Origin of the sequence: Comamonas antarctica, from assembly GCF_013363755.1 — a bacterium.
GTDB lineage: Bacteria > Pseudomonadota > Gammaproteobacteria > Burkholderiales > Burkholderiaceae_C > Comamonas > Comamonas antarctica.
The window spans coordinates 2,746,411-2,766,867 of record NZ_CP054840.1 but is presented as its reverse complement, the minus strand read 5'-3'; the positions used below and the strand labels follow the sequence as shown (position 1 = coordinate 2,766,867).

Below are 20,457 nucleotides of genomic sequence, written 5' to 3'. Positions count from 1 at the left end.
GTTCAAGCCAGGCCGTCGGCCTTGCGGCGCTTCGCGCGCGCCTGTGCCTCGCCGGCCGCATCATGCACCAGCCGCGTGCCGGCCAGCGCGTCGTGCAGGAACTGGCGCTGCGGGTGCAGCCGGCTCAGCAGGGCCCAGACCGCGATCCAGCCCAGCATCAGCACGGCGGTCTCGCCGCCGGGCAGGTGGAAGGGGCCGATGATGGCCAGTGGCGGCAGGAACCAGAGCCAGCTGAGCAGGTAGCGCAGCAGCGCCCGGCCCTGGGTCAGCGGCCGGCCTGTCTTGTCGGTCACGCGGATATGCCAGGTCTTCATGGCCAGCGTCTGGCCCTTGGACCAGAGCCAGGTGAAATAGATGCCGAAGACGACAAACACGAAGGCCTGGAGCGCGTGGCGGTTGTCCATGGCATTGCGCGTCTGGCTCAGCGTGCCGAACAGGTAGCCCGCAATGAACACCACGCCAAACAGCAGCAGGCCTTCATAAAGCCAGCAGGCCATGCGCCGGCGCAGGCTCGGGGTGGGCGGCAGCGGCGCCGCCTGCGGGACGGAGGAAGACATGCTAGGGGGCAGATGATTCGCCGGGAGCATGGGCGGCTCCAGGCTCCAGCGGAGTCAGCGCCGGCAGCGGCACCGCAGTGGCCGTGGAAAGGTTCACGGGCGCGGTTTCCACCACGTTGGGCATGGTCACCGGGCGGGTTTCGACCACGGCCGCGGCTGGCGCGGGCGCCGGCGCGGGCGCGGGAATATGGTGCGCGGCCTGGGCCGGCGGGCGCGGAATCTTGGGCGGGTTGGCCGCATTGCTGGCGCTGGTGGCGGCAGGCACGCGCGCCAGTTTCTTGGCCGGCACCGGGCGCAGCGCGGGCGCGGCACCCGCGGGCCGGGCCGCAGCCGCCTGGGCGGCCAGCGCGCGCTTTTGCTCGTCGCTCAGGGCCTGGTAGGCTTCCCACTGCGCCCATTTGTCCTTGGGCGCCATGCGGTTGGTCAGCGCGTAGTTCAGGCGCGCCTGGCTGCGCTGCTGGGCGCTCAGGCTGGCCCAGGATTCCATGCGGTCGCGCAGCTTGAGCTGCTCGGGCGCGGGCAGGGTGTCGAAACTGTCGGCGAGCACGATCCAGCGGCTCTTTTGCACCTCGCCCATGAACGGCCAGCGCTTTTCCAGGGGTTGCAGCACCCTTTGCTGCGCCGATGTGAGTTCGCCCCAGTTCGGTCCCGATGCCAGCAGGCGGCGCTGGGACAGTCCATTGCGCGGCGCATCGGAGCCGGAGGCCGGCGCCTGCGAGACGGCGGCCATCGGCAGCGCGCTTGGCGCCTGGCGCACCTGCGGCACGACCCAGGCAGCAAGCAGGGCCAGCGCCAGCAGCACTGCCGACGCCAGCGCGACGCTGCTCAGGCGGCGGAATTCAGTGCGCGGGACAGGGGGCATGCAACCGGAGGACCTCTAGCAAGGGAATCAGAGCGTGGACACCGGGGGTGGGGTCTGGATGAATTGTACGAAACCTGGATCGGCGTAGGCCGATGGCGGCAGGTCGTCGGTCAGCAGCGCGGCATCGACTTCGGCGACTTCGTGCGTGCTGAAGTCGGTCTGCGACGTGATGAAGACTGCCAGGCTGATCGCCAGCGCGGCCAGCGGCGTGGCCGTGAGCACGCTGCGCCACCAGCCGTGGCGCTGCGGCGCGCCCAGCGTGGCGCTGCCGCCCTGGTACTGGACCGCGGTGGCTGCAACGCGGTGGTGAACCTCGACTTCGCGCCGGCGCTCGGACAGCGCGCGCTCGCGCCCGGCGCGCAGGCGTTCGGTGATGTCATATGCGAGCAACTGGTTGCTTTCGCTCAGGCGCGCGGTGACGCGGCGCGCAAAACGGTCGGCGGCCTGTTCGATCGAAGGTGATGCTGCAATATTCATAACTGGATTCCTTTGGCCTTCAGTGCCTTGCTGAGGGTCTGAATGGCACGAAAGCAGTGCGTCTTGACACTGCCTTCCGAGCAACCCATTGCGGCTGCGGTCTCTGCGACATCCATCTCTTCCCAATAACGCATCAAAAAGGCTTCCCGTTGACGTGCGGGCAGCTCCTGTACCTCTTTTTCTATGCTTTGCAGAGTCTGAAGCCGTTGCGTATGTTCCTCGGCGCTCTGCACCGTCTGCTCGTCACCGTTGCCAGCATAGGACTCCAGCAGATCAAAGTCCATGCCATCGTCGCCCTCGGGCTCGAAATCGCTCATGCGCGAGAACACCGCGTTGCGCGTCTTCTGCCGCCGGAACCAGTCCAGCGTGCAGTTCGACAGGATGCGCTGGAACAGCATCGGCAGCTCGGCGGGCGGCTTGTCCCCATAGTGGTGCGACAGCTTGAGCATACTGTCTTGCACGATGTCCAGCGCCGCCTCCTCGTCGCGGACATGGTAGAGCGCGCGCTTGAAAGCGCGTTTTTCCACATCCTTGAGAAATTGCGATAGTTCTTTTTCGGTAGCCAAAGAGATCAGCCTGCGCGAAGGGGGCGAGGAGGATTGCTGATGCGGCGCGCCGGTTCCCGGCTGCGCCGCCAATGCGGGGCAGGGCGGATTATCGCACCGCAGGATTATTTTGCCGCACTGGATGCCCGGGGCTTGTGTTGCAGTGCGATAATCCGGGCGCAATTCAAAAAAGCAAACGGGTCATGGTCCGGCGTCCACTCATTCGCCCATGTTCATGGCCTCAAGTTCCAAACCAGCCCCACAAGGGCTCAGGCCAGGGGCACCCAAGGTTTTTCGTTAGAGAAATTCACAAAGGTTGATCATGGAAATTTCCAAGGCAGAGCTTTCGTCCGCTGCCGCAGCAGCGTCCTCCGCGCGTCCGACCGAGCTCATGGGCGCAGAAATCCTCGTCAAGTCGCTCCAGGCCGAAGGCGTGCAGCATCTGTGGGGTTATCCGGGCGGCGCTGTGTTGTATATCTACGACGCGCTCTACAAGCAAGACACCATTCAGCATGTGCTGGTGCGCCATGAACAGGCCGCAGTGCATGCCGCAGACGGATTTGCGCGTGCGACCGGCGAAGTCGGCGTGGCGCTGGTCACCTCCGGCCCCGGCCTGACCAATGCGGTCACCGGCATCGCCACCGCGTATACCGACAGCATCCCCCTGGTCGTGATCAGCGGCCAGACCGCGACCGCGGCCATCGGCACCGATGCGTTCCAGGAGTGCGACACCGTGGGCATCACGCGGCCCATCGTCAAGCACAACTTCCTGGTCAAGGACGTGCGCGACATCGCCGCGACGATGAAGAAGGCCTTCCACATCGCGCGCTCGGGCCGGCCCGGCCCGGTGGTGGTGGACATCCCCAAGGACGTGTCCTTCAAGAAGGCCGCCTGGACCGGTTATCCGCAGAGCGTGGAAATGCGCTCCTACAACCCGGTCAAGAAGGGCCACAGCGGCCAGATCCGCAAGGCGCTGCAGCTGCTGCTCAGCGCCAAGCGCCCCTATATCTATACCGGCGGCGGCGTGCTGCTGGGCAACGCCTGCAACGAGCTGCGCACGCTGGTCGACATGCTGGGCATGCCCGTGACGCACACGCTGATGGGCCTGGGCGCGTATCCCGCAAGCGAGCGCAAGTACCTGGGCATGCTGGGCATGCACGGCACCATCGAAGCCAACAACGCGATGCAGAACTGCGACGTGCTGCTGGCCGTGGGTGCGCGCTTCGACGACCGCGTGATCGGCAACCCCAAGCACTTCCTCTCGGTCGAGCGCAAGATCATCCATATCGACATCGACCCCTCGTCGATCTCCAAGCGCGTGCGCGTCGATGTGCCCATCGTCGGCGACGTCAAGGACGTGCTGGGCGAGCTGATTGCAATGCTGCGCGAGAACCCGGCGCGTCCCGACGCGGGTGCGCTCGCGGCCTGGTGGGACACCATCGAAGGCTGGCGCGAGCGCGACTGCCTGCGCTACGACAACAGCAACCCCGCAGTCATCAAGCCGCAGTACGTGGTCGAGACGCTGTTCAACATGACGCGCGATTCGGACACCTACATCACCTCCGATGTGGGCCAGCACCAGATGTGGGCCGCGCAGTACTACCGCTTCGACGAGCCGCGCCGCTGGATCAACTCCGGCGGCCTGGGCACCATGGGCGTGGGCATTCCCTATGCCATGGGCGTGAAGCTCGCCAAGCCCGACGCCGAGGTGTTCTGCATCACCGGCGAAGGCTCGGTGCAGATGAACATCCAGGAGCTGTCGACCTGCCTGCAGCACAACACGCCGATCAAGATCTGCTCGCTCAACAACCGCTACCTGGGCATGGTGCGCCAGTGGCAGGAGATCGAGTACTCGGGCCGCTACAGCCACAGCTACATGGACGCTCTGCCGGACTTCGTCAAGCTCGCCGAGGCCTATGGCCACGTGGGCCTGCTGATCGAGCGCCCCGAAGACGTCGAACCCGCGCTGCGCGAGGCGCGCCGCCTCAAGGACCGCACGGTGTTCCTCGACTTCCGCACCGATCCCAGCGAGAACGTGTTCCCCATGGTCCAGGCCGGCAAGGGCATCACGGAGATGCTGCTCGGCACCGACGACCTCTGAGCCTCGGGGCAGCTTGCCCCGCGGCCTCATCCCCCGGCTGCCGCAAGGCAGCTCCCCTGTCGACGAATCTATTGTCCGCCAAGCCCGCGCATTACCGTGCGCGGGGGAGGGCGGCGAAAAGAGGAATCCTTCGCCATGAAACACATCATTGCGGTCTTGCTCGAGAACGAACCGGGCGCGCTGTCGCGCGTGGTCGGACTGTTCTCGGCGCGAGGCTATAACATCGAGTCCCTCACGGTGGCGCCGACGGAAGATCCGTCGCTGTCGCGCATGACCATCCAGACCACGGGCTCGGAAGACGTGATCGAGCAGATCACCAAGCACCTGAACCGCCTCATCGAGGTGGTCAAGGTGGTGGACCTGACCGAAGGCGCGTATGCCGAGCGCGAACTGATGATGGTCAAGGTCCGCGCCGTGGGCAAGGAGCGCGAGGAAATGAAGCGCCTGGTGGACATCTTCCGCGGCCGCATCATCGATGTGACCGACAAGAGCTACACCATCGAGCTCACCGGCGACCAGTCGAAGAACGACGCGTTCCTGCAGGCGATCGAACGCTCGGCCATTCTCGAAACCGTGCGCACCGGTGCCAGCGGCATCGGCCGCGGCGAGCGCATCCTGCGCGTGTGATTTTTCCCCCTGCCTTCCCTTTTTTCCCCTAAGAAACCATTCCACTGGAGCCAACATGAAAGTTTTCTACGACAAAGACTGCGACCTGAGCCTGATCAAGGGCAAGACGGTGGCAATCATCGGCTACGGCAGCCAAGGCCATGCGCACGCACAGAACCTGAACGAAAGCGGCGTCAAGGTCGTGGTCGGCCTGCGCAAGGGTGGCGCTTCGTGGCCCAAGGTCGAGAAGGCCGGCCTGAACGTGATGGAAGTCAACGACGCGGTGAAGGCCGCCGACGTGGTCATGATCCTGCTGCCCGATGAAGACATCGCAGCCGTCTACAAGAACAACGTCGAGCCCAACATCAAGCAAGGCGCCTCGCTGGTGTTCGCCCACGGCTTCAACGTGCACTACAACCAGGTCGTGCCGCGCGCCGACCTCGACGTGTGGATGGTCGCGCCCAAGGCCCCCGGCCACACCGTGCGCAACACCTACACGCAAGGCGGCGGCGTGCCCCACCTGATTGCCGTGCACCAGGACAAGTCGGGCAAGGCCCGCGACCTGGCGCTGTCGTACGCGATGGCCAACGGCGGCGGCAAGGCCGGCATCATCGAGACCAACTTCAAGGAAGAAACCGAAACCGACCTGTTCGGCGAGCAGGCCGTGCTGTGCGGCGGTGCGGTCGAGCTGATCAAGATGGGTTTCGAGACCCTGGTCGAAGCCGGCTACGCGCCTGAAATGGCCTACTTCGAGTGCCTGCACGAACTCAAGCTGATCGTCGACCTGATCTATGAAGGCGGCATCGCCAACATGAACTACTCGATCTCGAACAACGCCGAATACGGCGAGTACGTGACCGGCCCCGAAGTGATCAACGCCGAGTCGCGCGAAGCCATGCGCAATGCGCTCAAGCGCATCCAGGACGGCGAATACGCCAAGATGTTCATCCTGGAAGGCCGCACCGGCTACCCCAGCATGACGGCCCGCCGCCGCAACACGGCCGAGCACCAGATCGAAAAGGTCGGTGGCCAGCTGCGCGCGATGATGCCCTGGATCGCGAAGAACAAGCTCGTCGACCAGACCAAGAACTGATCCGATGCAGGGCCTGCGCCCTGCGACGGTCATGCAAAAGCCACCGCGAGGTGGCTTTTTTGTTGGGTCTCGGACACCCTTCGATGCTTCTTCAGGCTCAGCATCAGGGCGAACGGGGGGGAAGATGGAGCGGGTGGGGTTGGGGCGGGCTCCTACACAAGATGGGGCTTGCGCGGTGCCATATTTATCCATATGCCTGCAGTGTGCGCGGGTACACTGCAATCCACATGGGGCGCTTGAAGGCGCTCCTTCTCATATGGCGGTTTCAGTGGCCCGTGCGGACGGGCCCAGTGGTGGAGATTTAATACATGCATGACGGCGACGATTTGACGGAAACCCCGGGTGTGGTGGTGCGCAAGCGCCGCAAGGGCATCTACATCCTGCCCAACCTGTTCACGCTGGCGGCGCTGTTTGGCGGCTTCTACGCGATCGTCATGGCCATGAACGGCCGCTTCGAGCTGGCTGCCGTGGGCGTGTTCTGCGCCATGGTGCTCGACAGCCTCGACGGCCGCGTGGCCCGCATGACCAATACGCAAAGCGCGTTTGGCGAGCAGATGGATTCCCTGTCCGACATGGTGTCGTTTGGCGTCGCGCCGGCGCTGATTGCCTACGAGTGGGCGCTCAAGGGCCTGGGCCGCTGGGGCTGGATTGCGGCCTTCGTCTACTGCTCGTGCGCGGCGCTGCGCCTGGCACGCTTCAACGTCAACACCGCCGTGGTCGACAAGCGATATTTCCAGGGCCTGCCGTCGCCTGCGGCCGCGGCGCTGGTCACGGGCTTCATCTGGCTGCTCAGCGACTCCGGCCTGCTGCGCGGCGCCGACGGCCTGCTGACCTGGACGCAGCTCACCTGGACCATGTTCGCGCTGACGCTGTACGCGGGCTTGACCATGGTCACCAACGTGCCTTTCTACAGCTTCAAGGACATCCACATGAAGCGCAGCGTGCCGTTTGCCGCCATCGTGCTGATCGTGCTGGCGATCGCCGTGATCAACATCCACGCGCCCACCGTGCTGTTCGGCGTGTTCATCCTGTATGGCTTCAGCGGCTATGCGGTCTACGCCTGGCGCAAGGCCAAGGGCCTGCAGACCAGCGTCATCAGCACCTCCAAGGACGAACCCGAAGAACGCGGTCTGCATAAATAGAGCCCCCACGCTCCTCACTGCGTGTGGTCGCGCTGGGGGGGGAGCCCCCCAGTTTTTTGCCTTGGGGCGGCCCGGCGGAAAAAAATACGTTGCAAATGCTCAAAAGAACTGTGCTAAAGTGAACCTCATGCAAAACCTGTCGCTAGCCCTACTAACCATGTCCCACGGGCAGACCTAGTAGCGCGCGCGCATTCCCCCTACTTACGGCCCGTAGCATCAGCGACGGGCCGTTTTGTTTTGTGGAACGCTGGTGCACACCCCTTTTCAATCTTTCGAAAGAGCCAAGATGTTGCAGAACCCCGCCAGCAAATACCGCGCATTTCCCCCCGTCCGCCTCGCCGACCGTACCTGGCCTGACGCGGTGATCACCCACGCTCCGGTGTGGTGCAGCGTGGACCTGCGGGACGGCAACCAGGCGCTGATCGAGCCCATGGACATTCCGCGCAAGATGCGCATGTTCGAGACGCTGGTCGACATCGGCTTCAAGGAAATCGAAGTCGGTTTTCCCTCCGCATCGCAGGTGGAGTTCGACTTCATGCGCAAGCTGATCGAGGAAAACCGCATTCCCGACGACGTCACGGTGCAGGTGCTGACCCAGGCGCGCGAGCCCCTGATCCGCCGCACCTTCGAGGCCCTGGCCGGCGTGCCGCGCGCCATCGTCCACCTCTACAACGCCACCGCGCCGGTGATGCGCCGCGTGGTGCTGGGCATGAGCGAGGACGAGATCGTCGAGCTCGCGCGCAGCAACGCCCAGCTGTTCAAGGACATCGCGGCCGACTATCCCGACACCGACTGGACCTTCCAGTACTCGCCCGAAATGTATTCGGACACCGAACTGGCCTTCTCCAAGCGCGTGATCGATGCAGTGACCGCCGTGTGGCAGCCCACGCCCGAGAAGAAGTGCATCATCAATTTGCCGACCACGGTCGAGCATTCGACGCCCAACCTGTTTGCCGACATGGTCGAGTGGACGCACCGCCATGTCGAGCGCCGCGATTCCATCGTGCTGTCGGTGCATCCGCACAATGACCGCGGCACCGGCACGGCCACGGCCGAACTGGCGCTGATGGCGGGCGCCGACCGCCTCGAAGGCTGCCTGTTCGGCAACGGCGAGCGCACCGGCAACCTCGACGTGGTCAACGTCGCGCTCAATATGTACACCCAGGGCGTGAACCCGGGCCTGGACTTCTCGCGCATCGACGAGATCCGCGCCACGGTCGAGCATTGCAACCAGTTGCCCGTGCACCCGCGCCACCCCTATGTCGGCGAACTGGTGTACACCTCGTTCTCGGGCTCGCACCAGGACGCGATCAAGAAGGCCTTTGCGGCGCGCCAGGAGGGCGATGTCTGGGACATGCCCTATCTCCCGATCGACCCCAAGGACCTGGGCCGCAGCTACGAAGCCGTGATCCGCGTCAACAGCCAGTCGGGCAAGGGCGGCATTGCCTATCTGCTCGAGAGCGAATACGGCTTGCAGTTGCCGCGGCGCCTGCAGATCGAGTTCAGCCAGGCGGTGCAGCGCGAGATGGATGCCAGCGGCAAGGAACTCACGGCGCAGGACCTGTGGAAGCTGTTCCAGGCCGAATACCGCCTCGACGCCACGCGCCGCCCGCAGTACCGCCTCAGCGGTGAAAGCGGCACGGTGGCGATCAGCGGCGAATTCCAGGTCCATGGCGAGACGCGCAGCCTCAACGGCGAGGGCACGGGCCCGATCGATGCGTTCGTCGGCGCGCTCAGCGAAGCCACGGGCCGCAGCATCCGCGTGCTCAACTATGCCGAGCATGCGGTGAGTGCCGGCGCCAACGCCCAGGCTGCGGCCTATGTCGAGCTGCGCATCGACGACGAACATGTGGTGTATGGCGTGGGTATGGATGCCAACATCGTCTCGGCCTCGATCAGCGCCATTGTGTCCGGGCTGGAGCGCGCGCCCCGCGCCAAGGAAGCGTCCATCGCCTGAATGAGCTAGGGGTTAATGGCGCGATTGTGTTGCATTTTGTCAACGCAATGCGCGCCGCCCCGGCGCACAAAAGCGGAAAAATTGCGCGGCATCGGTGAAAGGGTGGTAGCGCGAGCCCAGAGGTCGGGCCTATAATTCGCTCACATTCTCAGAAAAGTCGTGCAACTCCTTGTTGTTGTGCGACTTTTTCGGTTCCGCTTCACTGTTTTCCTACTTTTGCTGCTTGGAGCATCCGGATGCACCACCGTCCCCGCACCGCGCTTGCGCGTCTCCTTCAGGTTTCCGCCATTTTCGCTTTGAGTTCGGCGCTGGTCCTTCCCGGGGCCCATGCCGCCGAGAAGAAAGTCGCGAAAAAGCAGCAGGCCAGCAGCGCCAGCAAGCCGGCGCGCGCCGCCAAGGTCGTCAAGGCCCCGCGCGCGGCCAAGGTGAGCAAGGCTGCGGCACGCAAGCAGCCCGCGGGCCGCGCCGTTGCCGCCAGCGCGGCCGCGCCGGTGCGTGCCGTGGCCTATGCGCCCGCGCGCCAGTCGTTTGGCCAGCTCGCCGGCCTGCATGCCGTTCCCGATCCACTCGACCTCAAGTCCAGCGTGGCGCTGGTGGTCGATCAGGAAACGCATGAAGTGCTGCTCAGCAAGAACGACCATGCGGTGCTGCCCATCGCCTCGCTGACCAAGCTCATGACCGGGCTGATCATCTCGCAGGCACGCCTGCCCATGGACGAGATGCTGACCATCACGCAGGACGACGTCGATACCGAGAAGGGCAGCAGCTCGCGCCTGCGCGTCGGCGCCACGCTCACGCGCGGCGAGATGCTGCACCTGGCGCTGATGTCCAGCGAGAACCGCGCCGCGCATGCGCTGGGCCGTACCTATCCGGGCGGCCTGCAGGCATTCGTCACGCAGATGAATGTCAAGGCCAAGCTGCTGGGCATGACCGACACCAAGTATGTCGAGCCCACCGGCCTGTCGAGCCGCAACCAGTCGAGCGCGCGCGACCTGGCGGTGCTGGTCAACGTCGCCCATGGCGACCCGCTGGTGCGCGAGCTCAGCACCTCGCCCAGCTATGAAGTGGCCCAGGGCCCGCGTACGCTGCAGTACAACAACACCAACCGCCTGGTGAAGAACCCGGCATGGGAGATCGGCCTGCAAAAGACCGGCTATATCTCCGAGGCTGGCCAGTGCCTGGTGATGCAGGCCGAAGTCGCGGGCCGCAAGCTGATCATGGTGTTCCTCGACTCGGCCGGCAAGTTCAGCCGCATCGCCGATGCCGAGCGCGTGCGCCACTGGGTCGAGAACCAGGCGGGCGGCGCCACCGCGATTCTCGCCAGCCACAAGATCAAGGGCTGACGCCCGGGCCGCGGCGCGGCCCTGTGGTCAGCCCGCCGTGCCTATCGGCCAGCCCGACCGGCCGTACCTGACCGGCCGTGCCTAACCGGCCGTGCCTAACCGGCCGTACCTAACCGGCCGTGCTGGTCGGTGGCATGCCCTCGTTGGCGCGCCAGCCGGCAAATCCCAAAGACATGGAGATCTCCGCGGCCGTGGACTGCAGCCGCGGCAGCCAGCCGTCGTCGATGCGGTCGGCGGGCGCGGAGATCGACAGCCCGGCAATCAGCTTGCCCTGGTCGTCGTAGATGCCCGCAGCCATGCAGCGCACCCCCAGTTCCAGTTCCTCGTTGTCGCGCGCAATGCCGTACTGGCGCGCCTTGGCCAGCTCGTGTTCGAGCGTGCCCAGCTGGGTGATGGAGTTGTGCGTGTTGCCGGCCAGGCCGGTGCGCGTGGCGTAGGCGCGCACGCGCTGCGGGTCGTCGGCGGCGAGGAACAGCTTGCCGGTCGAGGTCAGATGCAGCGGGGCATGGCCGCCGATCGCCCGCACCACCTGCATGCCCGAGCGCTCGCTGTAGGCGCGTTCCACATAGACGATCTCATCGCCCTGGCGCACGCTCAGGTTGACCGGCTGCTGGATCTGCTTGTGCAGCAGGCGCATCGGCACCATTGCGGCCTCGCGCACATTGAGCCGTGCCTTGACCAGGTTGCCGAGTTCCAGCAGGCGCATGCCCAGGCGGTAGCTGCCCGACTCGGGGCGGTCGACATAGCGGCCGATGGTCAGGTCGTTGAGGATGCGGTGCGCGGTCGATGGGTGCAGGCCGGTTTTCTCGCTGATTTCCTTGAGCGACACCGCTTCCTCGCGCGAGGCCAGCACATCGATCAGGGTGAACATGCGTTCGAGAACTTGGACGCTGGGCGCGCCCGGCAAACCGGAGTCGTTGGTTTTCATCAGGTGGAATTGGACGGCAGTGCGGCGATTCTAGCGCCTGGGCGCGGCGCCGCGGCGCAGGTCTAGCTTTGCGCCTGCCGGCGTGCGGCGTGCGTGGCCCGGTCGATGCGCTGCCACTCTTCGTGCTCGCGCACCTCGTGCGGCAGGAAGCGCGACTTGTAGTCCATCTTGGCGCTGTGCTCTATCCAGTAGCCGAGGTAGACATAGGGCAGGCCCATGGCGCGCGCCTGGTCGATCTGCCACAGCACGTTGAAGGTGCCGTAGCTCACGCGCGGCTCGGGTTCGTAGAAGGTGTAGACCGCCGACAGGCCGTCCTCGAGCACGTCGAGGATGGAAACCATCTTCAGCGCGCCTGGCGTGTCGCCCACTGCCGGTTCGCGGAATTCCACCAGCCGCGAATTCACGCGGCTTTGCAGCAGGAACTGCGTGTACTGGTCGATGCGGTCCTCGTCCATGCCGCCGCCGCTGTGGCGCTGGCGCTGGTAGCGCAGGTAGAGCTGGTAGTGCTCGTCGCTGAAGCCCAGGCGGCAGATCGAGGCCTGCAGCTGCTGGTGCTGGGCCAGCGCGCGGCGCTGGCTGCGGTCGGGGCGGAATTCGTGGGCCAGCACGCGCAGCGGCACGCAGGCGCGGCAGCCATCGCAATAGGGGCGGTAGGTGAACATGCCGCTGCGCCGAAAGCCCAGCGTGACCAGCTCGGAGTAGGCGGCGTTCTGGATCAGGTGGCTGGGGGTGGCGACCTGCGAGCGCGCCATGCGCCCGGCAACGTAGCTGCACGGGTAGGCCGCAGTTGCATAGAACTGCAATGCCTGGAGAGGGAGGTCGTTGAGTTGCGTCATGCGAGGCCCAGCCAGTCCCAGTATACGGCGTCGAAGTGCCAGTCCATGCGCGGCTTGCGCTGCTCCTGCGAAACCACGGTCAGGAAATCGCGCCGCGGCATGGTCTGCGCGCCCATCGAGGCCAGATGCGGCGTGGCCTGCTGGCAGTCGATCTGCGCGGCGCCATGGCGCCGGCACACGGCCACCAGCGCGGCCAGTGCGATCTTCGAGGCGTCGGTGGCATGCGCGAACATCGATTCGCCAAACACCGCCTGGCCCAGCGCCACGCAGTAGAGGCCGCCGACAAGCCGGCCGTCGACCCAGGTTTCCACGCTGTGCGCATCGCCTTCGCGGTGCAGTTCGCAATAGGCCTCGATGATGCTCTCGACGATCCAGGTGCCGTCCTGTCCAGGGCGCGGCGTGCGCGCGCAGTGGCGCATCACGGTTTCAAACGCGGTGTCGATGCGGATCTCGCAGCCGGGCGTGGCGCGAAAACGCTGCAGGGTCTTGCGCAGCGAGCGGTGCAGCCGGAAGTCGCTGGTGCGCAGCACCATGCGCGGGTCGGGCGACCACCAGAGGATGGGCTGGCCGGCGCTGAACCAGGGGAAGATGCCTTGGCGGTAGGCACTGCGCAGATGCTGTGCGTCGAGCTGGCCGCCCGCGGCCAGCAGCCCGGGGATGGGGTCGCTCTCGCCCCAGGTCTGTTCGACGCCGGGAAACGGATCGTGCGGGGCAAGCCAGGCGAGCGAGTTGGACATGGGTATTCCCGGGAATCGGCGCCATTGTGCCGGCGGGCCGGGCGGGTTGCAGTTGGGTAGGCACGCATCCTACAGGCGATGGTGCCTTGTGTTGACACCAGGGCTACCGGCCAGCGCTTAATTTACGACTATCCGCAGACGTTGCAAACGGCTGCGTTGTCCGGCGGCACTGAAGGAGAGCCATTATGTTGTTCAGCAAGATCTGGGGCGGCAGCCTCACCGAACCGCGCTACATCCGTCGCACCCGGGCCTATCTGCAGGAAGCGCGCATGGCCATGCTCGAACACTCGATTGCCGCCGAGTACTACCAGTCGTCGGCGGAGATGTACGCGGCGCGCGCGCAGCGCCTCGAGCAGGAGATCCACGACTGGGAAGAGCAGGCCTTCCAGCGCCACAGCGCCGCCAAGGGGCTGTCGCCGGCGCGCAAGGAGCCGCCGGCCATGGTGGTGCCCACGCCGACGCCCGCCGTGGTGCGCGCGGCATGAGCTTGCGGCCCCGGCAACGGGGCCGTTTTCATTGCGTTCGCACGCCCGAGCTGGCCACCACGCCGGCCCAGTGGGCGGCTTCCCTTTGCACGAAGGACTTGAAGTTTTCCGGTCCCGCCGGCGGCGCGACTTCCACGAACAGCTGTTCCAGGCCCCTGCGCACTGTGGGATCGGCCAGCGCGGTGTTGAGATGCTGGTTGAGGCGGCGAACGGTCTCGGCGGGTGTGCCCGCCGCCGCGAACAAGCCGAACCAGCCTTCCTGCACCACGCCGGGATGGTTCAATTCCTTGAAGGTCGGCACATCGGGCAGGAAGCGGCTGCGCTGGCTGGCCGCCACAGCCAGCGGCTTGAGCATGCCCGATTCCAGATACGGCGCCACGGCGCCGGCCGTGGCAAACATCATGTTGATGCGCCCGCCCACCAGATCCTGCAGCGCCGGCGGACTTCCGCGGTAGGGCACATGCAGCAGCGGCGCGGCCGTGGTCTGTGCAAACACATGGCCCAGCAGGTGGGCCGTGCCGCCAATGCCGGTGGAGCCATAGCTGATCGGGTCGTTGCCCCTGGGCGTCAGCAAGGCCTTGAGCGTTGCCGGGCCCTTGGCGGGCACGACCAGCACGCTGGCGGTGCTGCCGATGAAGCCTATCGATTCGAAGTCCGCGACCGGATCGTAGGGGCGCGGCGTATGCACCGCGGGTGCGATGGCGTTGGTGGCAATGTGGCCGAGCAGCAGGGTCTGCCCGTCGGGCTTGGCCTGCGCCACGAATTTGGTGCCGATCACACCGCCCGCGCCGGCCTTGTTGTCGACGATCACATCCTGCCCCAGCGTCACGCTCATGCGCGCAGCAATCAGGCGGGCCACGCCATCGGTGGCGCCGCCCGCGGGGCCGGCAACGACGATGCTGACGGCGCGCGCCGGCTTGTCGCTGGCATGGGCCGTGCTTGCGCCGGCGACGGCGGCCAGCGCCAGCAGGGAGCTCAGCATGCCCTGGGCAAGACGGGCGATGGGGCGCGGAGGAAGGCGGTGGTTCATGGTGGTATCGAAAAGCGCATGCGGCAGCCGCAGCGGGCGCCAGCGGGGCGCGCGCCGGGCGCGGGTTGGACAACAGGGGGAGGGGCGGGTGCTTATTGCACGCGGTCGCTGACCTGGGTGCGGTACATCAGGCGGCGCGCCTGGGGGTCGAAGGCATCGCGCCGGTGCAGGGTCACGCGGTTGTCCCAGGCCACCAGGTCGCCGGCCTGCCATTGCTGGCGCCAGGTGAAGGCGTCCTGCACGGCATGGGCCCAGAGCGTGTCGAGCAGGTCCTCGCTGTCGGCCAGCGGCAGGCCCGGCACACAGGCATTGCGCCGGCGCCCGAGGTACAGGCTCTTGCGGCCCGTGACGGGGTGGATGCGCACCAGGGGATGGCGCGCGCCGACGGTGTGGCGCGGGTCGGTCACGCGCTCGAAGCCCAGGCGCAGCTCGCCGGCGCTGTTGAGGCTTGCATCATGGATGCATTCGAGCTCGGCAATGGTCTGCTTCAGGCCCTGCGGCAGGGCCTCGTAGGCGGCATAGAGGTTGAGGAATTCGGTATCGCCGCCCTGCGCCGGCACTTCCTGTGCATGCAGCAGCGCCGCGCGCGGCGGCTTGGGGTTGTAGGTCATGTCGGCATGCCACACGGATTCGCCGTCGCCCAGGCCGCCAATCGGCTGCGCGTCGATCTTCACGTTCGAGATCACGGCGATCTCCTCGGGCAACTGCTGCACGCTGGAGTGCATGGCCTTTGCCGGGATGGGGCGCTTGCCGAGTTCGCCGAAGTGGCGCGAAAACGCGATCTGCCCTTGCAGGCTCAGGTGCGATTGCCCGCGAAAGCGCAGCACGAGATGGCGCTCCCAGGCGTCCTTGAGGAACGCGACGGTGTCGGCGTCGAGCGTTGCGGCCAGGTCGATGCCGTCGATCTGGGCGCCGATCGTCTTGCCCAGCGGAATCGCGCGGAGCTGTTCTGTGGTGGCGTTGGTCATGGTGCGAAGCGCAGGCGCGAAAGGAAAGACGCGATGCTACGCAGCAGCTGCTGTGCAAGGAATGAATGAAAAATCATTTGCTTCCTCGGAAAACGCATAACCGTGCCCAAGGGATGCCACAAAACAACCGGACAAAGAAAAAAGGCTTGCAACGCGGACGTTGCAAGCCTTTTTCAGTCTGGCTCCTCAACCTGGGCTCGAACCAGGGACCTACGGATTAACAGTCCGGCGCTCTACCGACTGAGCTATTGAGGAATATCGGTAACGTTGCCCCGTACAATTGCAGGGCGAAAAATGTGGCTCCTCAACCTGGGCTCGAACCAGGGACCTACGGATTAACAGTCCGGCGCTCTACCGACTGAGCTATTGAGGAATAAGTAACTAGTACTGACTGACGCAATTGCCTTGTTCGATTGCAAGGCAAGAAAAATTCCTGGCTCCTCAACCTGGGCTCGAACCAGGGACCTACGGATTAACAGTCCGGCGCTCTACCGACTGAGCTATTGAGGAACAAGACTTGAATTATAGGATGAAAAATTCGCTCTTCTGGAAAGATGGGCAATTTTTGCAGTTTTTCTTCTGCCACATCCGGCGTGCGAGGCAGGCCACGGCAACTTCGGAGGCAGCGCGCTATGCTTGGCCTCATTGGCAAGGAACATGGAATGACGGTACGTACTATCTTGAAGATGGGCGATGCGCGGCTGCTGCGCGTGGCCCAGCCGGTCACGGCTTTCGACAGCGATGAATTGCACCTGCTGGTCACCGACCTGCTCGACACCATGGCCGCGGCCAACGGCGCAGGCCTGGCCGCGCCGCAGATCGGCGTCGACCTGCAGGTCGTGATCTTCGGCTCGGGCGCGCCCAATCCGCGCTACCCCGATGCCCCGGTCGTGCCGCGCACGGTATTGATCAATCCGCAAATCACGCCCTTGGGCGACGCGTTGGAAAACGACTGGGAAGGCTGCCTGTCGGTGCCCGGCATGCGCGGCATGGTGCCGCGCTGGCAGCGCATCCGCTATACCGGCTTCGACCAGTATGGCGACCCGGTCGACCGCACGGTGGACGGCTTCCACGCGCGCGTGGTGCAGCATGAATGCGACCATGTGTGGGGCAAGCTGTATCCGATGCGCATGACGGATTTCTCGCAGTTCGGGTTCACCGAGGTGCTGTTTCCGGGGATCAGTGCGTCCGAGGACGACTGAACAGCCCGGCTGCAAAAAACCAGCTGCGCCCTAAAACGACAACGCCTCGATCAACTCCGTCTCGATCTCGATCTGCCGCGCGTTGTGCTGCAGCTGCGCGCCCTCGACCAGAAAGGTGTCTTCCACGCGTTCGCCCAGCGTGCTGACCTTGGCCAGCTGCACGCTCAACTGGTGGCGCGCGAGGATGCGCGCGACGACGTAGAGCAGGCCGGTGCGGTCGATGGCGGAGATGCTCAGCAGCCAGTGCTGGGCCTTTTCATCGGGGCTCAGGCTCACGCGCGGCACCATGGGGAAGCTCTTGACGCGGCGCGAGACGCGGCGCTGCGAGGGCTCGGCCAGTTCGCCGCCGCGCTCTATGGCTTGCACCAGCTCGGTTTCCACCAGGTTCATCAGCTCGCGGTAGCGCTCCTGCATGGCCGGCGCGACGATCTGGAAGGTGTCGAGCGCATAGCCGTTGCGCGCGGTGTGCACGCGCGCATCAAGGATGCTGAAGCTGGCGCGGTCGAAATAGCCGCAGATGCGCGCGAACAGGTCGGGCTGGTCGCGCGCATAGACCAGCACCTGCAGGCCTTCGCCGGCCAGCGACTTGCGCGCGCGCACGATGGGGTGGGGGGCGCCGACGTTGCGCGACAGGTGGCGCGTGTGCCAGGCGATGTCGGCGGCCTCGTGGCGCATGAAATAGCTCACGTCGAGCGTGTCCCAGAGCTTCTTGTGCGACTCGAAGGGCTGGGCCGAAAGCGCGAGCTGCACCAGCGCCTCGCGCTTGCGTGCCTCGATCTCGGCCGCGGCGTCGGGCGCGCGCCCGCCCAGCACGCGCAGCGTGGCGCGGTACAGGTCTTCGAGCAGCTTGCCTTTCCAGGCGTTCCAGACCTTGGGGCTGGTGCCGCGGATGTCGGCGACGGTGAGCAGGTACAGCGCGGTGAGCCGGCGCTCGTCGCCCACGCGCTGCGCGAACGCGCCGATCACCTCGGGGTCGGCAAGGTCCTGCTTCTGCGCGACCTGGCTCATGGTCAGGTGCTCGCGCACCAGGAATTCGACCAGTGCCGAGTCGGCCTTGTCGATGCCGTGGGCGCGGCAAAAGCGCTTGACTTCAACGGCGCCGATCACCGAATGGTCGCCGCCGCGGCCCTTGCCGATGTCGTGGAACAGCGCCGCGAGGTACAGCAGCCAGGGCTTGTCCCAGCCGGCCGCGAGCTGCGAGCACATCGGGTACTCGTGCGCATGCTCGGCCATGAAGAAGCGGCGCATGTTGCGCAGCACCATCAGGATGTGCTGGTCGACGGTGTAGACATGGAACAGGTCGTGCTGCATCTGGCCGACGATGCGCCGGAACGGCCAGAGGTAGCGGCCGAGCACCGAGGTCTGGTTCATGAGCCGCATCGCATGCGTGAGGCCGCTGGGCTGCTGCAGGATCTTCAGGAAGGTCGCGCGGTTGACCGGATCGTGGCGGAAGCTGCTGTCCATCAGCCCGCGCGCATGGTAGAGCGCGCGCAGCGTGCGCGCCGACAGGTCGGTGAGGCCGGGATGGGACTCGTAGACCAGGAAGGTCTCGAGAATCGCATGCGGGTGGCGCTCGTAGAGATCGTCGCTGGCGATCTCGATCATGCCGGCCTTGTCGAAGAAGCGCTCGTTGAGCGGCACCAGTTCGTGCGATGACGGGTTGAAGCGCTCCTCGATGTTCAGACGCAGGATGTGGCACAGCTGCGAGACCGCCTTGGCCGCCCAGTAGTACTCGCGCATCAGCGTTTCGCTGGCGCGCAGCGCCAGGCGCTGGCCGTCGGGCGCGGTCGAATGGAAGCCAAAGCTTTCGGCGACCGCGGTCTGCAGGTCGAACACCAGCCGGTCTTCATGCCGGCCCGAGATCGCATGCAGGCGCGCGCGGATCAGGCTCAGCAGCGCTTCGTTGGCTTCGAGCTGCTGGGCTTCGAGCTCGGTGGCCAGGCCGTTGGCCGCGAGTTCGCGCCAGCTGTTGCCGAAGCCCGCGGCGCGCGCCAGCCACATGATGTAGTGCAGGTCGCGCAGGCCGCCCGGCGATTCCTTGCAATTGGGCTCGAGCGCGTAGGGCGTGTTCTCGTACTTGTTGTGGCGCTGGCGCATCTCTAGCGTCTTGGCGACCATGAAGGCGCGCGGATCCATCTGCGCGCGGTAGGCCTGGGTGAACTGCTCGAACAGCGCGCTGCTGCCGCAGATGCGCCGCGCCTCGAGCAGCGCGGTTTCCACGGTGACGTCGCGCTCGGATTCCTCCAGGCATTCGGCGATGCTGCGCACGCTCGAGCCGATCTCCAGGCCCGCGTCCCAGCAGCTGCCGATGAACTGTTCGAGCTGCGCCGCGAGTGCGCTGCCGGGCGTGGCCGTGGCGGTGTCGGGCAGCAGCACCAGCACATCGACATCCGAGGCGGGAAACAGCTGGGCCCGGCCGTAGCCGCCCACGGCCAGCAGCGCGGCGTCGGCCGGCAGCCCTGCCTGCTGCCAGAGCTGGCACAGCACGCGGTCGGCCAGCGCACTCAATTGGTGCAGCGCGGCGCGGATGTTGCGCCGGGTGGTCGCGGGGGTGAGCAATGCGGCCACGAGGGCCGCCTTGTCGCGGCGGTAGGTGTCACGCAGTGCGTGCAGAGGATTCATGTTCGATAGGGTAAGAGAGGACCCGCAGCCTTCCTTGCAAGAATCATGCGCACGCCTGGTGCGCGCCGCGGGCTCAGCAGCGGGTGGTGGTCACGAACGCGGGCAGCGGCGGCGAGCCCGCCGACAGCGTCATGACCTCGTAGCCGGTCGGGGTCACGACCAGCGTGTGTTCCCATTGCGCCGACAGGCTGTGGTCCTTGGTGACGATGGTCCAGCCGTCCTTGCCCAGTTCCTTGATGTCGCGCTTGCCCAGGTTGAGCATGGGCTCGATGGTGAAGATCATGCCGGCTTCGAGCACCGTGCCTTCGCCGGGCTTGCCGTAATGCAGGATCTGCGGCTCCTCGTGGAACTTCTTGCCGATGCCATGGCCGCAGAACTCGCGCACCACCGACAGGCCGTGGCCTTCGGCGAAGCGCTGGATCGCATGGCCGATGTCGCCCAGCGTGTTGCCGGGCTTGACCTGCTGGATGCCCAGCCACATCGATTCGAAGGTCAGCTGCGACAGGCGCTTGGCGGCAATCGAGCACTCGCCGATCAGGTACATGCGCGAGTTGTCGCCATACCAGCCGTCATTGGTGATGACGGTCACGTCGACGTTGACGATGTCGCCCTTCTTCAGCGGCTTGTCGTTGGGAATGCCGTGGCAGACCACGTGGTTGACCGAGGTGCAGAGGTGGCCGGGGTAGGGCGGATAGCCCGGTGGCTGGTAGCCGATGGTGGCAGAGACCGTGCCCTGGGCTGCCATGCATTCGGCGCCCAGGCGGTCGATTTCGGCAGTGGTGATGCCGGGTTTGATGTGGGGGGCAATATAGTCCAGCACTTCGGAAGCCAGGCGGCAGGCGACGCGCATGCCGTCGATGTCTTCGGCGGTTTTGATGGTGATGCTCATCGTGCAATTATCCCATTGCACCTCCGGGCCTGCAGGGATCAGGGCTGCGGACCTCTGCGCGCACCGGTAAAATGCCG

The 20,457-nt window shown here is 65.7% G+C and carries 19 protein-coding genes and 3 tRNA genes; 8 read left to right on the top strand and 14 right to left on the bottom strand.

The features are described 5' to 3' along the window. Positions 1–2: 2 nt before the first annotated feature. The 4 genes from HUK68_RS12770 to HUK68_RS12755 are packed head-to-tail and all read right to left on the bottom strand — an operon-like array spanning position 3 to position 2,462. Positions 3–557 (bottom strand): RDD family protein, encoded by a 555-nt coding sequence (locus HUK68_RS12770; RefSeq protein ID WP_175504500.1) that lies wholly within the window; start codon positions 555–557, stop codon positions 3–5. 1 nt (position 558) lies between these two features. Continuing rightward, positions 559–1,419: a DUF3106 domain-containing protein gene (locus HUK68_RS12765; RefSeq protein WP_175504499.1), complete on the bottom strand. Its 861-nt coding sequence runs from the start codon at positions 1,417–1,419 to the stop codon at positions 559–561. 27 nt (positions 1,420–1,446) lie between these two features. Then, on the bottom strand, positions 1,447–1,896 hold the full coding sequence (locus HUK68_RS12760; RefSeq protein WP_175504498.1) for a DUF3619 family protein: 450 nt from the start codon (positions 1,894–1,896) through the stop codon (positions 1,447–1,449). Continuing rightward, positions 1,893–2,462: an RNA polymerase sigma factor gene (locus tag HUK68_RS12755; RefSeq protein WP_175505835.1), complete on the bottom strand. Its 570-nt coding sequence runs from the start codon at positions 2,460–2,462 to the stop codon at positions 1,893–1,895. The genes HUK68_RS12760 and HUK68_RS12755 overlap by 4 nt, the downstream gene beginning before the upstream one ends. Before the next feature lie 301 nt (positions 2,463–2,763). Here HUK68_RS12755 and HUK68_RS12750 point away from each other — a divergent pair, with 301 nt between their 5' ends. The 6 genes from HUK68_RS12750 to pbpG all read left to right on the top strand — a co-directional run bounded on the left by HUK68_RS12750 (position 2,764) and on the right by pbpG (position 10,683). After that, positions 2,764–4,542, top strand: coding sequence for an acetolactate synthase 3 catalytic subunit (locus HUK68_RS12750; protein ID WP_175504497.1), 1,779 nt, complete (start codon positions 2,764–2,766; stop codon positions 4,540–4,542). Positions 4,543–4,677: 135 nt separating this feature from the next. Beyond that, on the top strand, positions 4,678–5,169 hold the full coding sequence (gene ilvN, locus HUK68_RS12745) for an acetolactate synthase small subunit (RefSeq protein ID WP_175504496.1): 492 nt from the start codon (positions 4,678–4,680) through the stop codon (positions 5,167–5,169). 55 nt (positions 5,170–5,224) lie between these two features. Continuing rightward, complete coding sequence (gene ilvC / locus HUK68_RS12740) at positions 5,225–6,241, top strand: ketol-acid reductoisomerase (RefSeq protein ID WP_175504495.1); 1,017 nt, start codon at positions 5,225–5,227, stop codon at positions 6,239–6,241. 308 nt (positions 6,242–6,549) lie between these two features. Then, positions 6,550–7,383, top strand: a complete 834-nt coding sequence (pssA, locus tag HUK68_RS12735; RefSeq protein WP_175504494.1) for a CDP-diacylglycerol--serine O-phosphatidyltransferase — start codon at positions 6,550–6,552, stop codon at positions 7,381–7,383. Between the two features lie 286 nt (positions 7,384–7,669). Then, positions 7,670–9,340, top strand: a complete 1,671-nt coding sequence (gene leuA, locus HUK68_RS12730; protein WP_175504493.1) for a 2-isopropylmalate synthase — start codon at positions 7,670–7,672, stop codon at positions 9,338–9,340. 236 nt (positions 9,341–9,576) lie between these two features. Continuing rightward, positions 9,577–10,683 carry a D-alanyl-D-alanine endopeptidase gene (pbpG, locus tag HUK68_RS12725; RefSeq protein WP_175504492.1) on the top strand — a complete coding sequence of 369 codons (1,107 nt, stop codon included), beginning with the start codon at positions 9,577–9,579 and terminating at the stop codon, positions 10,681–10,683. A gap of 109 nt (positions 10,684–10,792) precedes the next feature. On the opposite strand, the gene HUK68_RS12720 is transcribed toward pbpG, so the two are convergent. The 3 genes from HUK68_RS12720 to aat form a co-directional block, all read right to left on the bottom strand. Continuing rightward, complete coding sequence (locus HUK68_RS12720; RefSeq protein ID WP_175504491.1) at positions 10,793–11,611, bottom strand: IclR family transcriptional regulator; 819 nt, start codon at positions 11,609–11,611, stop codon at positions 10,793–10,795. 62 nt (positions 11,612–11,673) lie between these two features. Beyond that, positions 11,674–12,447, bottom strand: coding sequence for an arginyltransferase (locus HUK68_RS12715; protein WP_175504490.1), 774 nt, complete (start codon positions 12,445–12,447; stop codon positions 11,674–11,676). Then, positions 12,444–13,184 (bottom strand): leucyl/phenylalanyl-tRNA--protein transferase, encoded by a 741-nt coding sequence (aat, locus tag HUK68_RS12710; protein WP_175504489.1) that lies wholly within the window; start codon positions 13,182–13,184, stop codon positions 12,444–12,446. Before aat ends, HUK68_RS12715 begins: the two co-directional genes overlap by 4 nt. Positions 13,185–13,369: 185 nt before the next feature. Between aat and HUK68_RS12705 the strand changes: the two genes are divergently transcribed. After that, entirely contained in the window at positions 13,370–13,669 is a 300-nt protein-coding gene (locus HUK68_RS12705; protein ID WP_244146165.1) for a hypothetical protein, read from the top strand. Positions 13,670–13,697: 28 nt separating this feature from the next. Here the strand turns inward: HUK68_RS12705 and HUK68_RS12700 are convergent, their stop codons facing one another. The 5 genes from HUK68_RS12700 to HUK68_RS12680 form a co-directional block, all read right to left on the bottom strand. After that, positions 13,698–14,699, bottom strand: coding sequence for a Bug family tripartite tricarboxylate transporter substrate binding protein (locus HUK68_RS12700; RefSeq protein ID WP_175504488.1), 1,002 nt, complete (start codon positions 14,697–14,699; stop codon positions 13,698–13,700). Between the two features lie 92 nt (positions 14,700–14,791). Beyond that, on the bottom strand, positions 14,792–15,667 hold the full coding sequence (locus tag HUK68_RS12695) for a TauD/TfdA dioxygenase family protein (RefSeq protein ID WP_175504487.1): 876 nt from the start codon (positions 15,665–15,667) through the stop codon (positions 14,792–14,794). A 179-nt stretch (positions 15,668–15,846) separates the two neighbouring features. Then, a tRNA-Asn gene (locus HUK68_RS12690) sits at positions 15,847–15,922 on the bottom strand. A 42-nt stretch (positions 15,923–15,964) separates the two neighbouring features. Beyond that, positions 15,965–16,040: transfer RNA gene (locus HUK68_RS12685), tRNA-Asn, on the bottom strand. A gap of 61 nt (positions 16,041–16,101) precedes the next feature. Next, a tRNA-Asn gene (locus HUK68_RS12680) sits at positions 16,102–16,177 on the bottom strand. Between the two features lie 152 nt (positions 16,178–16,329). Between HUK68_RS12680 and def the strand changes: the two genes are divergently transcribed. After that, a complete protein-coding gene (gene def, locus HUK68_RS12675) occupies positions 16,330–16,869 on the top strand; it encodes a peptide deformylase (protein WP_175504486.1) in 540 nt (179 codons plus the stop codon). A gap of 30 nt (positions 16,870–16,899) precedes the next feature. Here the strand turns inward: def and HUK68_RS12670 are convergent, their stop codons facing one another. After that, complete coding sequence (locus tag HUK68_RS12670) at positions 16,900–19,491, bottom strand: [protein-PII] uridylyltransferase (protein ID WP_175504485.1); 2,592 nt, start codon at positions 19,489–19,491, stop codon at positions 16,900–16,902. 73 nt (positions 19,492–19,564) lie between these two features. Then, the gene (map, locus tag HUK68_RS12665) at positions 19,565–20,380 is read right to left on the bottom strand and encodes a type I methionyl aminopeptidase (protein ID WP_175504484.1); all 816 of its coding nucleotides are present in this window, start codon (positions 20,378–20,380) and stop codon (positions 19,565–19,567) included. Positions 20,381–20,457 lie beyond the last annotated feature (77 nt).

Excerpts from the sequence above, each read along its gene's own strand:
- HUK68_RS12770 (WP_175504500.1), bottom strand. The coding sequence starts at position 557 with ATGTCTTCCTCCGTCCCGCAGGCGGCGCCGCTGCCGCCCACCCCGAGC.
- HUK68_RS12765 (WP_175504499.1), bottom strand. The coding sequence starts at position 1,419 with ATGCCCCCTGTCCCGCGCACTGAATTCCGCCGCCTGAGCAGCGTCGCG.
- HUK68_RS12760 (WP_175504498.1), bottom strand. The coding sequence starts at position 1,896 with ATGAATATTGCAGCATCACCTTCGATCGAACAGGCCGCCGACCGTTTT.
- HUK68_RS12750 (WP_175504497.1), top strand. The coding sequence starts at position 2,764 with ATGGAAATTTCCAAGGCAGAGCTTTCGTCCGCTGCCGCAGCAGCGTCC.
- ilvN (WP_175504496.1), top strand. The coding sequence starts at position 4,678 with ATGAAACACATCATTGCGGTCTTGCTCGAGAACGAACCGGGCGCGCTG.
- ilvC (WP_175504495.1), top strand. The coding sequence starts at position 5,225 with ATGAAAGTTTTCTACGACAAAGACTGCGACCTGAGCCTGATCAAGGGC.
- pssA (WP_175504494.1), top strand. The coding sequence starts at position 6,550 with ATGCATGACGGCGACGATTTGACGGAAACCCCGGGTGTGGTGGTGCGC.
- leuA (WP_175504493.1), top strand. The coding sequence starts at position 7,670 with ATGTTGCAGAACCCCGCCAGCAAATACCGCGCATTTCCCCCCGTCCGC.
- pbpG (WP_175504492.1), top strand. The coding sequence starts at position 9,577 with ATGCACCACCGTCCCCGCACCGCGCTTGCGCGTCTCCTTCAGGTTTCC.
- HUK68_RS12720 (WP_175504491.1), bottom strand. The coding sequence starts at position 11,611 with ATGAAAACCAACGACTCCGGTTTGCCGGGCGCGCCCAGCGTCCAAGTT.
- HUK68_RS12715 (WP_175504490.1), bottom strand. The coding sequence starts at position 12,447 with ATGACGCAACTCAACGACCTCCCTCTCCAGGCATTGCAGTTCTATGCA.
- aat (WP_175504489.1), bottom strand. The coding sequence starts at position 13,184 with ATGTCCAACTCGCTCGCCTGGCTTGCCCCGCACGATCCGTTTCCCGGC.
- HUK68_RS12705 (WP_244146165.1), top strand. The coding sequence starts at position 13,370 with ATGTTGTTCAGCAAGATCTGGGGCGGCAGCCTCACCGAACCGCGCTAC.
- HUK68_RS12700 (WP_175504488.1), bottom strand. The coding sequence starts at position 14,699 with ATGAACCACCGCCTTCCTCCGCGCCCCATCGCCCGTCTTGCCCAGGGC.
- HUK68_RS12695 (WP_175504487.1), bottom strand. The coding sequence starts at position 15,667 with ATGACCAACGCCACCACAGAACAGCTCCGCGCGATTCCGCTGGGCAAG.
- def (WP_175504486.1), top strand. The coding sequence starts at position 16,330 with ATGACGGTACGTACTATCTTGAAGATGGGCGATGCGCGGCTGCTGCGC.
- HUK68_RS12670 (WP_175504485.1), bottom strand. The coding sequence starts at position 19,491 with ATGAATCCTCTGCACGCACTGCGTGACACCTACCGCCGCGACAAGGCG.
- map (WP_175504484.1), bottom strand. The coding sequence starts at position 20,380 with ATGAGCATCACCATCAAAACCGCCGAAGACATCGACGGCATGCGCGTC.